Origin of the sequence: Caballeronia sp. (assembly GCF_049581465.1) — a bacterium.
GTDB lineage: Bacteria > Pseudomonadota > Gammaproteobacteria > Burkholderiales > Burkholderiaceae > Caballeronia.
Genome location: NZ_JBAUSA010001341.1, coordinates 1 through 13,463 on the forward strand (window position 1 = coordinate 1; position 13,463 = coordinate 13,463).

The 13,463-nt window shown below is 59.1% G+C and carries 15 protein-coding genes; 2 read left to right on the forward strand and 13 right to left on the reverse strand.

Annotated elements, in window-relative coordinates; all coding sequences use genetic code 11:
• Window positions 1–30: 30 nt before the first annotated feature.
• Window positions 31–357: an RnfH family protein gene (locus tag WCA53_RS32425; RefSeq protein WP_423921550.1), complete on the reverse strand. Its 327-nt coding sequence runs from the start codon at window positions 355–357 to the stop codon at window positions 31–33.
• Entirely contained in the window at window positions 357–791 is a 435-nt protein-coding gene (locus WCA53_RS32430) for a type II toxin-antitoxin system RatA family toxin (RefSeq protein ID WP_423921505.1), read from the reverse strand. Before WCA53_RS32430 ends, WCA53_RS32425 begins: the two co-directional genes overlap by 1 nt.
• Window positions 792–887: 96 nt before the next feature.
• Between WCA53_RS32430 and smpB the strand changes: the two genes are divergently transcribed.
• A complete protein-coding gene (gene smpB, locus WCA53_RS32435) occupies window positions 888–1,337 on the forward strand; it encodes an SsrA-binding protein SmpB (protein WP_423921508.1) in 450 nt (149 codons plus the stop codon).
• Between the two features lie 150 nt (window positions 1,338–1,487).
• Here the strand turns inward: smpB and WCA53_RS32440 are convergent, their stop codons facing one another.
• The 3 genes from WCA53_RS32440 to ppsA all read right to left on the reverse strand — a co-directional run bounded on the left by WCA53_RS32440 (window position 1,488) and on the right by ppsA (window position 5,407).
• Entirely contained in the window at window positions 1,488–2,426 is a 939-nt protein-coding gene (locus WCA53_RS32440; protein ID WP_423921511.1) for an SPFH domain-containing protein, read from the reverse strand.
• Window positions 2,427–2,472: 46 nt separating this feature from the next.
• Window positions 2,473–2,901, reverse strand: a complete 429-nt coding sequence (locus WCA53_RS32445) for an NfeD family protein (protein WP_423921516.1) — start codon at window positions 2,899–2,901, stop codon at window positions 2,473–2,475.
• A gap of 100 nt (window positions 2,902–3,001) precedes the next feature.
• Window positions 3,002–5,407 (reverse strand): phosphoenolpyruvate synthase, encoded by a 2,406-nt coding sequence (gene ppsA, locus WCA53_RS32450; RefSeq protein ID WP_423921520.1) that lies wholly within the window; start codon window positions 5,405–5,407, stop codon window positions 3,002–3,004.
• Between the two features lie 552 nt (window positions 5,408–5,959).
• Here ppsA and ppsR point away from each other — a divergent pair.
• Window positions 5,960–6,778 (forward strand): posphoenolpyruvate synthetase regulatory kinase/phosphorylase PpsR, encoded by an 819-nt coding sequence (gene ppsR / locus WCA53_RS32455; RefSeq protein WP_423921523.1) that lies wholly within the window; start codon window positions 5,960–5,962, stop codon window positions 6,776–6,778.
• A gap of 50 nt (window positions 6,779–6,828) precedes the next feature.
• On the opposite strand, the gene WCA53_RS32460 is transcribed toward ppsR, so the two are convergent.
• The 8 genes from WCA53_RS32460 to WCA53_RS32495 form a co-directional block, all read right to left on the reverse strand.
• Window positions 6,829–7,611, reverse strand: coding sequence for a TrmH family RNA methyltransferase (locus tag WCA53_RS32460; RefSeq protein WP_423921526.1), 783 nt, complete (start codon window positions 7,609–7,611; stop codon window positions 6,829–6,831).
• A 12-nt stretch (window positions 7,612–7,623) separates the two neighbouring features.
• The gene (gene rnhB / locus WCA53_RS32465; protein WP_423921554.1) at window positions 7,624–8,325 is read right to left on the reverse strand and encodes a ribonuclease HII; all 702 of its coding nucleotides are present in this window, start codon (window positions 8,323–8,325) and stop codon (window positions 7,624–7,626) included.
• 11 nt (window positions 8,326–8,336) lie between these two features.
• Complete coding sequence (lpxB, locus tag WCA53_RS32470) at window positions 8,337–9,503, reverse strand: lipid-A-disaccharide synthase (protein WP_423921529.1); 1,167 nt, start codon at window positions 9,501–9,503, stop codon at window positions 8,337–8,339.
• Between the two features lie 10 nt (window positions 9,504–9,513).
• The gene (lpxA, locus tag WCA53_RS32475; protein WP_423921533.1) at window positions 9,514–10,302 is read right to left on the reverse strand and encodes an acyl-ACP--UDP-N-acetylglucosamine O-acyltransferase; all 789 of its coding nucleotides are present in this window, start codon (window positions 10,300–10,302) and stop codon (window positions 9,514–9,516) included.
• A 52-nt stretch (window positions 10,303–10,354) separates the two neighbouring features.
• Window positions 10,355–10,828, reverse strand: coding sequence for a 3-hydroxyacyl-ACP dehydratase FabZ (gene fabZ / locus WCA53_RS32480; RefSeq protein WP_423921538.1), 474 nt, complete (start codon window positions 10,826–10,828; stop codon window positions 10,355–10,357).
• Window positions 10,829–10,947: 119 nt separating this feature from the next.
• Window positions 10,948–12,048 carry a UDP-3-O-(3-hydroxymyristoyl)glucosamine N-acyltransferase gene (lpxD, locus tag WCA53_RS32485; RefSeq protein ID WP_423921541.1) on the reverse strand — a complete coding sequence of 367 codons (1,101 nt, stop codon included), beginning with the start codon at window positions 12,046–12,048 and terminating at the stop codon, window positions 10,948–10,950.
• Window positions 12,049–12,064: 16 nt separating this feature from the next.
• Window positions 12,065–12,631 carry an OmpH family outer membrane protein gene (locus WCA53_RS32490; protein ID WP_423921544.1) on the reverse strand — a complete coding sequence of 189 codons (567 nt, stop codon included), beginning with the start codon at window positions 12,629–12,631 and terminating at the stop codon, window positions 12,065–12,067.
• Window positions 12,632–12,737: 106 nt separating this feature from the next.
• Window positions 12,738–13,463, reverse strand: a 726-nt coding sequence (locus WCA53_RS32495; RefSeq protein ID WP_423921547.1) for a BamA/TamA family outer membrane protein, incomplete at its 5' end; no start/stop codon positions are given.

A 13,463-nucleotide genomic window follows, 5' to 3' on the forward strand; every position in this document is an offset into this window, starting at 1 on the left:
CACCACCCTCCCCCAAGCGCCAGCGCCCCTTCACCGCCGAGAATCCTTAGCCGTCCACCGGCGCCCTTCGATCGATCCGCGTCGGCCCTTCTCCACCCGACGCTGCCTGGCGACCTTCGGATCAAACTTCAAAGGCCGGTAGATCTCCACCCGATCGAGATCAGCAAGCACCGCGTCCAACTGGCGAATCTTGCCGAACACGCCAACCTTCTGCACATCGAGATCAATCTCCGGGAACCGCCCGAGCAAGCCACTCGCCTCGATAGCCTCCCGCACCGTCGCGCCTTCGGCCAGGGATAGCGCGCAAAAGACACTTTGCCCGTCCGGCAACGCATAGCAAACCTCAATGGCAAGCATCATTTTCCATACCGCTGATCGGCGCGTTTCACGAACGAATCCACAAATGTATGCGCAATGTGGCTGAAGACCGGCCCAATGATCTTCTCGATAATGATGTTGGAAAATTCATAATGCAGCGCGAACTCGATCTTGCACGCATCGACGCGCAGCGGCGTGAAACGCCAGAACCCCGTGAACTTCCTGAACGGCCCGTCGAGAAATTCCATATCTATTTTCGTCGGCCGCGACTGGACGTTGCGCGTCGCGAAATGCTGCCGGATACCCTTGAAATTGATGTGAATCTTGGCTTCCATCCCGCTCTCGTCATGCCGGTCGATCTCCACGCCACCGCACCAGGGCAGGAAATTCGGGTAATCGGCGACATCGGTAACGAGATCGAACATCTGCTCCGCCGAATGGCGAATTAATACGGTTTTCTGGACATCTGCCATAAAGGGCGCGCGTGGCGAGGGTAGGAAGCTGTACGGGCTTTACCGCGCCCACACTGCTAAAATCAGGATTTTAAACGAGTTGGGCACTTTCCATTCATGAGCATCATCGACAACAGGAAAGCTTTCTTCGACTACTTCATCGAAGATCGCTACGAAGCCGGGCTCGTGCTCGAAGGGTGGGAGGTCAAGGCTCTCCGGGCCGGTCGCGGCCAGATCAAGGAAGGCTATGTCGTGATTCGCGACAACGAGCTCTACCTGATCGGCGCGCACATCAGCCCGCTACCAGAAGCATCGACCCACATTCATCCCGACCCCGTGCGCACACGCAAGCTGCTGCTCCACGCTGAAGAAATATCCAAGCTCATCAGCAAGGTCGAGCAAAAAGGCCACACCCTCGTGCCGCTGAACTTCCACTACAAAGGCGGTCGCGTCAAATGCGAAATCGGCCTCGCGAAGGGCAAGAAGCTGCACGACAAGCGCGAAACGGAAAAGAAGCGCGACTGGGAACGCGAAAAAGCGCAGATCATGCGCGGTGCGAAGCATTAGCACCCCGCAGCGAAAACCCGTTGGAATCGCTGTGCGAACGCAACCGGCAGGTTCAAAAAAAGGGCATTGACTTGCAGCGTCGATGCCCACGTCCCACGTGACGACCGGTTTGCGCCGCGTCCTGACTGGCGAACCGGTGTCCAAACAACCTTAGCTCTTGCGGATCGCGCCAGCCGATCCTTCACCCTTGATGATCGTCAACGCCGACGCAATCATCGAACTCATGTCCGATAAATTCCCCGGCACGATCAGCGTGTTGCCCTGCTTGGCGATATTGCCGAACGCGCCAACATATTGCTCGGCAATCTTGAGATTCACCGCTTGCGTTCCGCCGGCCGTCTGAATCGCCGCACCCACCTTTTCGATAGCCTGCGCATTCGCTTCGGCCACCGCAAGAATGGCGGCCGCCTCACCCTGCGCCTGGTTGATCTGCGCCTGACGCTCGCCTTCCGACTTGTGAATAGCTGCCTCGCGAGCGCCCCACGCAATATTGATCTGCTCCTGCTTGCGCCCTTCGGAAGCTGCAATCACCGCACGCTTCTCGCGCTCGGCGGTGATCTGCGCCTGCATCGCATGAAGAATTTCCTTGGGCGGCGTCAGATCCTTGATCTCATAACGCAGCACTTTCACGCCCCAATTCGCGGCCGCCAGATCGAGCGACGTGACGATGCTGTGGTTGATGTAATCGCGCTCCTCAAAGGTCTTGTCCAGTTCGAGCTTGCCGATCACCGAGCGCAACGTCGTCTGGGACAGTTGCGTGATGGCGTAAATGAAGTTGCTCGATCCGTACGACGCCTTCATTGCGTCCGTCACCTGGAAGTACAGCACCCCATCCACTTGCAATTGCGTGTTGTCCCGCGTGATACAAACCTGGCTCGGCACTTCCAGCGGAATTTCCTTCAGCACGTGCTTGTAAGCCACGCGATCCACGAACGGCACCACGATCGTCAACCCCGGTGTCAGGGTCGCGTGATAACGGCCGAGCCGCTCCAGAATCCACGCATGCTGCTGCGGCACGATCTTGATGGTTTGCGCGGCGATTGCGAAGACGATCACCAATAAAATTGCCCCGACGATAGTCAAATCCATCTTCATTCCTCGTTATGTTTATGTTTATGGTCCAACGCACGGACGTTCAATGCGTTGCTGCAACGACCAGCGTGTTGCCTGCAAACGCCGTGATCCTATAAAGCCTCGCGCCTTCCGTTTCTCCCGGCGCGAGCTCGATGTCCCACTCTGCTCCACGATACAGCGCCCGAGCGCGCCCTTCGTGCCATACATCGACTTTCAGCGTTTCGCCGATGTCGAGATTCACCCCGGGATCGTGCGATGCATCGCGCTTCCTGGTGATGCCGAACTTCGAGCGCCGCAGTACGATCACCGCGATCAGGGCAACCAGCGCCGCCACGGGAAATTCAATCTCGAGTCCCGCGCCAAGCAGATGTGCAATCCCGCCCGCGATAAACCCAAGCGCCACCATCAACAGATAAAACGTGCCGGACATCAGCTCGAGCAACACGAGCGCTCCGGCGGTCAGCCACCAGAAAAGTCCATTTGCAGCCATACGCCTCTCCAAACAAAAACACCCCGGAAATGTCCGGGGTGTTATAGCACGCCAGTTGTCTCGAAAAAGCCTTGAAGCACCTTCCCGAAATCACTTGAGCTTACTTATTCAACGCCTTAGCAAGCGTCTGCCACGTGTCGATGATCGTGTCCGGATTCAACGACATCGACTCGATGCCCAACTTCGCGAGCCATTCGGCCAGGTCCGGATGATCCGAAGGACCTTGACCGCAAATACCCACGTACTTCTTCAGTCGCAAACACGTTTCGATCGCGCGTTCGAGCATGAACTTCACGGCCGGATCACGTTCATCGAAGTCGACCGCCAGCAGTTCCATACCCGAGTCGCGATCCAGACCCAGCGTAAGCTGCGTCAAATCGTTCGATCCGATCGAGAAACCGTCGAAGTGCTCAAGGAACTGCTCGGCCAGGATCGCGTTCGACGGCACTTCGCACATCATGATCAGCCGCAAGCCGTTCACGCCGCGCTTCAAACCGAACTTGTCGAGCAGGCCGACGACCTTCTCCGCCTGCTTCAACGTGCGCACGAAAGGCACCATGATCTCGACATTGTCGAGGCCCATTTCCTCGCGCACCTTCTTCAACGCAATGCATTCCATCTGGAAGGCTTCGGCGAAGTCCTCCGAGATATAACGCGATGCGCCACGGAAGCCGAGCATTGGATTTTCTTCATCGGGCTCGTAGCGCGAACCGCCGATCAGCTTCTTGTATTCGTTCGACTTGAAGTCGGACAAACGTACAATCACGGGCTTCGGATAGAACGCCGCAGCAATCGTCGCGATCCCTTCCGTCAGCTTGTCGACGTAGAACGCGCGCGGCGAAGCATGACCCCGCGCCACGCTTTCCACGGCTTTCTTCAGATCCGGCGCGACGTTCGGATATTCGAGAATCGCCCTCGGATGCACGCCGATATTGTTATTGATAATGAACTCGAGCCGCGCCAGTCCCACGCCTGCGTTGGGCAGATGCGAAAAGTCGAATGCAAGCTGCGGATTGCCAACGTTCATCATGATCTTGACCGGAATCGGCGGCAATTCGCCGCGCATGACTTCGGTCACTTCGGTTTCCAGCAGGCCGTCGTAGATCTTGCCTTCGTCGCCTTCTGCGCACGACACCGTCACCAACTGGCCTTCTTTCAACATGTCCGTGGCGTCGCCGCAACCCACGACCGCCGGCACGCCCAATTCACGCGCAATGATTGCCGCATGGCAGGTTCGCCCGCCGCGATTCGTCACAATCGCCGACGCGCGCTTCATCACCGGCTCCCAGTTCGGGTCGGTCATGTCGGCGACCAGGACATCGCCGGGTTGAACACGGTCCATTTCCGACGGATCGTGAATCACGCGCACGGGACCCGCGCCAATCTTTTGACCGATCGCGCGGCCGGTCGCCAGCACGTTCGACTGGCCTTTCAACTTGAAGCGCATTTCGGCTTTGCCGGCGTTTTGGCTTTTCACCGTCTCAGGCCGCGCCTGAAGGATGAAAATCTTGCCGTCGCGACCGTCCTTGCCCCACTCGATATCCATTGGACGCTGATAATGCTTCTCGATGATCACCGCGTACTTCGCGAGCTGGATCACGTCGTTGTCGGTAATGGAAAAGCGGTTGCGCTGCTCGTGGGTCACGTCGACGGTCTTCACGCGACCGGCTTCGCCCGCGTTCGTGAATTCCATCTTGATGAGCTTCGAGCCGATCGAGCGGCGGATGATCGGGTATTTGCCCTGCGCGAGCGTGGTCTTGAATACATAGAACTCGTCCGGGTTCACGGCGCCCTGCACGACCGTTTCACCCAGGCCGTAGCTCGACGTAATGAACACGGCGTCCTTGAAGCCCGACTCGGTATCCAGCGTGAACATCACGCCGGCCGCGCCCACGTCGGAACGCACCATGCGCTGAACGCCAGCCGACAGCGCCACTTCCGCGTGCGTGAAACCCTTGTGAACACGATAAGAAATAGCGCGATCGTTATAGAGCGACGCGAACACGTGCTTCATGCGATCGAGCACTTCTTCAATGCCGACCACGTTCAAATAGCTTTCCTGCTGACCGGCAAACGAAGCGTCCGGCAAATCTTCCGCCGTGGCCGAGGAGCGCACCGCGAACGAGAGCTCTTCCGGCGAGCCGGCCTGAAGTGTGTCGAACCCCTTGCGAATCAGTTCTTCGAGGCGCGGCTGCATGGGCGCGTCGACGATCCATTGACGGATCTCCTTGCCGGCCTCGGCGAGCGCTTTCACGTCGTCGACGTCGAACAGTTCGAGACGTTTCGCGATGCGGTCGGTCAGGTTGTTGTGATGGAGGAAGTCACGAAACGCTGCTGCCGTGGTGGCAAAACCGGTCGGTACCTGAACGCCGGCTTCTGCAAGCTGGCTGATCATTTCGCCGAGCGAGGCGTTCTTGCCCCCGACGACATCGACATCGGTCATTCGCAACTGCTCGAATGGAACTACATAAGCCTGATCCTTTGCAACGTTGGTTTCGTTAGTCATACAAGCCCCTGAGGTGGATGGAATTCACGATCATGCAAGTGGGCTCGAAGCGGAGGCGCTCATTGGGAGCGCGTACCGCAACCTGCATAACCTGTTTGATAAGCACATGCTGTTTCTCTCCACGCGCCCCAGATCTGTTCACCGCAACGCCTCGACGATCACGCTGCTACAGAAGGAAACACGACTTCGAAACGCCCCGACACCGCTAAAAACCGCCCATAAAATCTAGATTTCGCCGTTAAAACGCACGAATAGACCCTAATTTGCGTAAATCGGTGATAAATCGCCCGCAATTGCTTATCGAACAGGTTCTCGCTATTCTACCGTGCTGGCTCTCGAAAATGTTTCGTCGGAGGGCACAAATGCGCGGCCCTGTGAGTGCCTTCACACCGTAATGGTGCGGCGGCACACATCGCTCGTTTTAGCGGCCGCTTAGCTTTGGCTTGTAGCGGTTTTATTCATCGCCGGCCGTTCGTCCCGCGCGTGGGTAGCACGCGCGCGTATTCGTCGATCCGCCGAAGCCCACATCACCCCACGTTCACTTAACACCCGATGCCGCCGACCGTATTCATCGTTTCCGATGGGACCGGGATCACTGCCGAAACCTTCGCGCATTCGATCCTGTCCCAGTTTGACCAGAAGTTCCGGCTCGTGCGCGTGCCGTTCGTCGATTGCACTGAAAAAGCGCACGCGACCACGCAGAAGATCAACGAGGCGGTGTCGCTCGATGGTCGCCGTCCGATCGTTTTCACGACCTTGGTGGACAGCGCGTCCAATGAGATCGTGCGGCGCTCGAATGCGCTCGTGCTGAACATGTTCCAGACGTTTATCGAGCCGCTGGAGCTTGAACTCGATATCAAGTCGACGCATGCGATGGGCCGGGTTCACCAGAATGCCGATACGGAGGAGTACAAGAATCGTATTGAAGCGATCAATTTTTCGCTGGCGCACGACGATGGGCAATCGAATCGCAATCTGATCGACGCCGACGTGATCATGGTCGGGGTATCGCGCAGCGGGAAGACGCCGACGTCGTTGTACCTGGCGATGCAGTATGGGGTTAAGGCAGCAAACTATCCGCTGATTCCCGAGGATTTTGAACGCGGGCGCTTGCCTACGCCGTTGCTTGAATACAAGGACAAGATGTTCGGGTTATCGATTGATCCGCAGCGGCTATCCGAGATTCGGAACGAGCGCCGGCCGGGCAGTAAATACGCTGCATTGGCGAATTGCCGCTATGAGGTGAACGAAGCCGAAGCAATGATGAAGCGTGAGGGAGTGAAGTGGTTATCGTCGACGCATAAATCTATTGAAGAAATTGCGACTACGATCTTGCAGGAGATTCGCCTGGAACGGCCTTCATATTATTAACGGTTAACGGGCGGGGCGCCGCTTGCGGCATTAAAACCGCGCGCTCAGCCCTAACGCCCCTGCCGAACCTGTTCAAACAAACAAATCGCCGCGGCGGCCGCAACGTTAAGCGATTCCATTCCTCCGGGCTGCGGAATCGTCACTCGCAACCGCGCGCTGTCACGCCAGACCTGTGAAACTCCTGCCCCTTCGTTTCCGAAAACCCAAGCCAGTTGCCCCGACAAATCGCAGTCATAAAGCGCCTTTGCACCATGTGAATCGGTAATGGCAATAGGCACGTGGTCAGAAAACCGAGCCACTAAATCCATCGACTCGATGTCTTCAAAGATATTCAATAGAAAATGCGCGCCCATGCCGGCACGCAAGACCTTCGAAGACCACGCGTAGACAGTCCCGGGCATGCAAAAAACATTCTGAATTCCCGCAGCGGCAGCGGTTCGCAAAATGGAACCGGCATTGCCCGGGTCCTGAACCCCATCGAGCACAACACACGTTTGGGTAATCCGCTCCGGGAGCGGCGCGACGATCTTGTCAACCAGCAGGACTATCCCGACGCCATGCACGAGACTCGATAACTGCTGGAACAGCGCATCGGGAAGCGTATAGACCCGAGCCGAACCAATCCGCGCCACGATTTGCCGCGCTTCATCGTGCAACAGGGCACCCTCGGTCACCACGCACGTCTCCGGCTGGCCGGCAGCGTCGAGATAAGCTGCTGCAAGATGCAACCCTTCCAGCAACGCGTGACCGCTGCGCCGCTGGTGTGCGGTCGATCCGGCCAACGCCTTGAGACGCTTATAGAGCGGATTGTCCCGCGAGGTAATGGATTTCACGTGACCAACAGGCTAGAACGGATGGGCATTGACGCCCTCTTCCAGGGACGCTATCAGGACCCCAGCAACGGCCGGCGACGTCACGGCACAGCGCGCGTAAGCCTCGCGCACCGGGGCAAACGATCGCCGATGATGCTCGCAAGGACCATGTTCCAGCAGCGCCTTCAAGTGTTGCGGCGTGCCGTAACCTGCGTGGGCATCGAAACCATAAAGGGGATGAAGATCGTGCAATTGCATCAACATGCGGTCGCGCGTCACTTTAGCGAGAATCGATGCCGCCGATATCTGTGCAATCAATGCGTCGCCACCAATGACGGCATCCGAGCGCATCGATAACGTCGGACACCGGTTGCCATCGATTTTCACGACCGTCGGGGTGACCGATAGCCCTTCCACCGCGCGTTTCATGGCAAGCATGGTGGCGTGGAGGATGTTGATCGTATCGATTTCCTCGACCGATGCCGACGCGACGCAGTAAGCAAGCGCGCGATCCACGATCTTCTCGTACAACTCTTCGCGGGTCTTGGCGCTCAAGACTTTCGAGTCGTCAAGGCCGCGAATTTTCGGTTTCGATGGATCAAAGATCACAGCGGCCGCTACGACAGGCCCCGCGAGCGGACCGCGCCCGGCTTCATCGACGCCGCACACAATATCCGACGGCGAGTCGAAATCGAACGCGGGCTGCTTGGCGCGCCGAACGGCACCTTTCGCCACGATCCTGCCCACTAGCGCGCCCTCCTCGTTTCCAACACCTGCGCGACCGCCTCCGACGCACGTTGCGCCGTGTTCCGACGAAGCGCTAGATGCATTTGCGTGAAGACTTCCGTGAGTGTCGCCCGGTTTGTTTCATCGTTCAACTGCTTGAGCGTGGCGTCGGCAAGTGCTTCGGGCGTCGCAAAATGCTGCAGGATTTCCGGTACGACAAAACGCCCGGCCAAAATGTTCGGCAAGCCGACGTACGGCAGGTAACCCTGCCGCTGCATGACCTGGCCCGTGAGCCAGGGCACCTTGTACGAAATGACCATCGGCTTCTTCAACAACGCCGCTTCCAGCGTGACCGTGCCGCTCTTGACGAGAATGGCGTCGGCAGCGGTCATGGCGAGCTGCGCATTGCCGTCCGTAATGGTCAGCGCGAGATCGGGATGCAAAGCGACCAGAGGGTGGAGCAATTCACGCAACGCGACGGTCGCCGCCGGCATCACGAAACGCACGCCGGGTTCGCGCCGCTGCATCAGTTCCATCGCGTCGAAAAAGGTCGGGCCGATCAGCGCGATCTCCGAACGCCGGCTACCCGGCAACACGGCGATGATCGGGCCGCCTGCCGGCAAACCAAGTTCACGGCGCGCGCCTTCCACATCAGGCACGAGCGGGATGTCATCGGCAAGCGGATGGCCCACGTAGGTCGACGCGATTCCCGCTTTTTCCATCAGCGCCGGTTCAAACGGGAACACGCACAGCATGTGATCGACGGCCTTGGCGATCTTCTTGATCCGGCCGCCACGCCACGCCCAGATCGACGGACACACGAAATGCACGGTCGGGATGCCCACCTCGCGCAGCGCATGTTCGAGACTGAAATTGAAATCGGGTGCGTCCACGCCGATGAACACCGACGGCGGCTCCGCGAGCAATTGCCGCTTCAATTCATTGCGAATGCCCAGGATTTCGGGAATGTGCCTCAGTGCTTCCACATAGCCGCGCACCGTCAGCTTGTCCATGGGCCAGTGCGCATCGAAACCGGCGGCCGTCATGCGCGGACCGCCAATGCCTGTGTACTGGGTGCCTGCCGCCAGACGCTCGGTCAGGCCGCCCAGCAGGGAGGCTGCAAGCATGTCACCTGACGGCTCGCCAGCGACCATCGCGACGCGCAGGGGTGCGGGTACGAGCGTCATCGGGCGCCGATCAACGGATGATGCCGCGCTGCGACGCGTCGATAAAATCGGCGAATGCGGTGACCGGCACATCGCCGTCTCCGCCCGCAGCAGCCAGCTCGCGCAACTGGATTTTCGCTTCTTCCAGCGTCGCGCCACTCTTGTACACCACGCGATACGCTGTTCGCAGCGCAGAAATCGCTTCGGCCGAAAAACCGCGCCGACGCAAACCTTCTACGTTGATACCGTGCGGTTCGGCCTTGTTACCGGCCGCGATCACGAAGGGCGGAATGTCCTGCACGAGCGCCGAAGCACCGCCCAGCATGGAGTGCGCCCCAATCCGAACAAACTGGTGCACGCCTGACATGCCGCCGACAATCGCGTGATCGCCGATCGTCACGTGACCCGCAAGTTGCGCATTGCTCGACATGACGATGTTGTCGCCCAGCCGGCAATCATGTCCCACATGCACGTAGGCCATGATCCAGTTGTCGCTGCCGATCGACGTCAGGCCGTTATCCTGCACGGTGCCGGTATGGATCGTGGTGAATTCGCGAATCGTGTTTCGGTCGCCAATCTCGAGCCGCGTGGGCTCGTCCCTGTATTTCATGTCCTGCGGCCGGCCGCCGACCGACGCGTAATGTCCAATCCGGTTGTCGCTGCCAATAATCGTATGGCCTTCGATCACGCTATGCGAGCCGATCGTCGTGCGCGCGCCGATCCGCACATGTGCGCCGATAATCGCGTACGGACCGACTTCGACGGATTCGTCGAGTTGCGCGCCCGGTTCAATGATGGCGGTGGGGTGAATCTGACTCATGCGCCCTCGCTTGTGTTCAGTTGCGTTCTGCCGTGAATGCCTGCGTCGGCCGTCACTTTGTATCGGAGGCCGTGTTCTTCACGGTGCACATCAGTTCGGCTTCAGCAGCCACGGCGCCGTCAACTTCGGCGCGCGCCTTGAACTTCCAGATGCCACGCATGTAGCGCTCGAAATTCACGTTCAGAATCAGTTGGTCGCCGGGTTCGACCACGCGCTTAAAGCGCGCAGCGTCGATACCCACGAAGTAATACAGCGTGTTTTCCGGATCATGCGGCTCTTTTTCTTCCGCGAACGTCAAGAGCGCTGCCGCCTGCGCGAGCGCTTCGAGAATCAGCACGCCGGGCATCACGGGACGCGTAGGGAAGTGACCCTGAAAATACGGCTCGTTGATCGACACGTTCTTGAGCGCCTTGATGCTCTTGTGCGGCGTGAGTTCGAGCACGCGGTCGACAAGCAGTATCGGATAGCGATGCGGCAGCAACGTGAGGATCTTGTGGATGTCTAGATTGATTTTTTCAGTGCTCATAGTCGTTCTGCTCGCGCGCCTGTTGGCGCGGGGTGTTGACTGTCTGGCCGTTCGTCTCGGACCGGCCAGACGTTGGATGCCGGCTTATATACCACGTAAATACCGCGTATATACCGCTTTTAGTGACTGCCTGAAATCTTGCCTGAGTTGCTGTCGCCGACCGCCATTTCCAGCGCCTTGATGCGTTCGCGCATTTTGTCGAGATTGCGGACGATCGCAGCGCTCCTGTTCCAGTCGGCGTGATTCACCGCAGGAAATGCGCTCGTGTACATGCCCGGCTTCAGCAGCGACTTCGACACGCCCGACTGCGCCGTCACGATCACGTAGTCCGCCAGCGTCACGTGGCCCGCAATGCCCACCGCGCCGCCAATCATGCAATGCCGTCCGATGTTCGTGCTGCCGGCAATCCCCGCGCAGCCCGCAATCACCGTATAGGCCCCGATCCGGCAGTTATGCCCGATCTGCACGAGGTTATCGATTTTCACGCCTTCTTCAATAATCGTGTCGGCCATTGCGCCGCGATCGATCGTGGTATTTGCGCCGATCTCGACGTCCTGCGCCACGACCACCGCGCCAACTTGTGGAATCTTGACCCAACTGCCTGTGCGGTCCTCGCCCTCGCCCGAGAAATCCCCCGCGAAGCCAAAACCGTCCGCGCCGATGACCGCGCCCGCATGGACGATCACGCGCGCGCCGAGCTTGCAGCCGTGGTAGATCGTCACATTGGGATAGAGATGGACGTCGTCAGCGAGCTTGACACCCTGGCCGATCGACACGCCCGCGTCCAGCTTCACGCGCTCACCGATCACCGCTTCTGCGTCGATACTCACGTGCGGCCCGATGACGGCGCTTGCCGCGACCTTGGCCGATGGGTGAACCCACGCGCTCGGATGAATCCCGGGAACGGCAGGCGGCGTCGCAAGGTCGATGAAAACCTGCGCAACGCGCGCAAAGTAAGCGTAAGGATTGGGCGTGACGATGAAGTTTCGCCCTTCCGGCGACGCCACTTTCTGCAGATCGGCGGGCGAAATCAGCACCGCGCCAGCCTGCGTGCTCTCGACCTGCGACAAATATTTCTGGTTCGCGAGAAATGCGAGTTGCTGCGGGCCGGCTTTGTCGAGCGGGGCAAGGCCGCTCACCCGGTGCGCCGCGTCACCCGCTATGTCCCCGCCGAAGCGCTTTGTCAGTTCGCTCAGGGTGATCGCGCTGTCTAATGCCATCCGGTGCGACTCCCGCTCAGTTCGGACTGGTTGGATTGGTGCCACTGGCCGGATTCGCCTGATTGGCGGCCAACGCCTTCAGCACCTGATCGGTGATGTCGATACGCGGACTGACGTACACCGCTTCCTGCACGATCAGGTCGTAATGCTGCTGCTCCGCAATCTGCTTGATAACCTTGTTCGCGCGATCCAGCACGGCCGCGAGTTCCTCGTTACGACGCTGGTTCAGATCCTCACGGAACTCGCGCTGCTTGCGCTGGAAGTCCTGGTCAACCTGCGACAGTTCGCGTTGCTTTGATGCGCGATCGGCAGGCGCCATGGTCGGTCCGTTCTTGTCCATGGCGTCCGACAAGGTCTTCAGCCGGGTGGCCATGTCCTGTAGCGCCTTGTCCCGCTTGGAAAACTCAAGTTCGAGCTTCGTCTGCGCGGCCTTCGCCGCCGCCGACTCCCGCAGGATCCGATCGGAATTGACCGCGGCTATCCGTGTCTCCTGCGCGTCCGCCGTGGCAACACTCATCAAACCCAGGATGACTGATAGCGCTAGCGCCAATGCCAAATGTTTCGAAAGCTTACCGGTTCGCAAAGTCTTCCTCACGTTACTTGTTACGCTAACCAACGCGTGACTTAAGCATGGCGCTGGACTCCCCCGCAAAAGCCGAGACCAGTCGCCGATGTGTCCCGATCGCCGCTTAAAACGCCGTACCGATCTGGAACTGGAACTTCTGATATTGGTCGCCCGTATGCTTCTGCACCGGGAAACCCAGGCTCAGCTTGAGCGGGCCGATTGGCGAGATCCACGCCAGACCGACACCGTAACCATACCGCAATCCATTCGCACCAGAAGTGGTACCGCCCTGACCCGGGTCGCCCCAGACGTTACCACCGTCGAGGAACGTGAACACACGCAACGTGCGGTCATATCCGGTGCCCGGCAACGGGAACGTCAACTCGATATTGCCCACCGCCATGCGCGAACCGCCGATCGGGTCGTTGGTCGTCGCGTCGCGCGGACCGAGCGAGCTAGGCTCGTAGCCCCGCACAGAACCGATACCACCCGCGAAGTAGTTCTTGAAAATCGGGTAGGTCTGGCCTTTCAACCCCTTACCGTAACCGCCCTGCAAGTTCAGCCCCAGTACGAAGCCGCGTGCGAACGAGTAGTAATACTGCGCCTGGGCGTCGACCTTGACATAGGTCGTGTCACCCGCTGGCGTGCCGTATTCGGCGTTCGTCTGCGTGTAGTAACCACGGCTCGGAACCAATGCGCTGTCGCGATTATCCCGCGACCAGCCGACCGTCAGCGGAACGTTATTCACGACCCGGCCGAATTCGTTTACGTAGTCGATATAGCTCCGCGGCGTGTTCGCATCGATATCGAGCGTGTTCTGCTCGAGACCCGCGCCGAAGTACACCGTGTC

Coding starts and splice junctions, on each gene's coding strand:
- WCA53_RS32425 (WP_423921550.1), bottom strand. CDS start 357: ATGCTTGCCATTGAGGTTTGCTATGCGTTGCCGGACGGGCAAAGTGTC.
- WCA53_RS32430 (WP_423921505.1), bottom strand. CDS start 791: ATGGCAGATGTCCAGAAAACCGTATTAATTCGCCATTCGGCGGAGCAG.
- smpB (WP_423921508.1), top strand. CDS start 888: ATGAGCATCATCGACAACAGGAAAGCTTTCTTCGACTACTTCATCGAA.
- WCA53_RS32440 (WP_423921511.1), bottom strand. CDS start 2,426: ATGGATTTGACTATCGTCGGGGCAATTTTATTGGTGATCGTCTTCGCA.
- WCA53_RS32445 (WP_423921516.1), bottom strand. CDS start 2,901: ATGGCTGCAAATGGACTTTTCTGGTGGCTGACCGCCGGAGCGCTCGTG.
- ppsA (WP_423921520.1), bottom strand. CDS start 5,407: ATGACTAACGAAACCAACGTTGCAAAGGATCAGGCTTATGTAGTTCCA.
- ppsR (WP_423921523.1), top strand. CDS start 5,960: ATGCCGCCGACCGTATTCATCGTTTCCGATGGGACCGGGATCACTGCC.
- lpxB (WP_423921529.1), bottom strand. CDS start 9,503: ATGACGCTCGTACCCGCACCCCTGCGCGTCGCGATGGTCGCTGGCGAG.
- lpxA (WP_423921533.1), bottom strand. CDS start 10,302: ATGAGTCAGATTCACCCCACCGCCATCATTGAACCGGGCGCGCAACTC.
- fabZ (WP_423921538.1), bottom strand. CDS start 10,828: ATGAGCACTGAAAAAATCAATCTAGACATCCACAAGATCCTCACGTTG.
- lpxD (WP_423921541.1), bottom strand. CDS start 12,048: ATGGCATTAGACAGCGCGATCACCCTGAGCGAACTGACAAAGCGCTTC.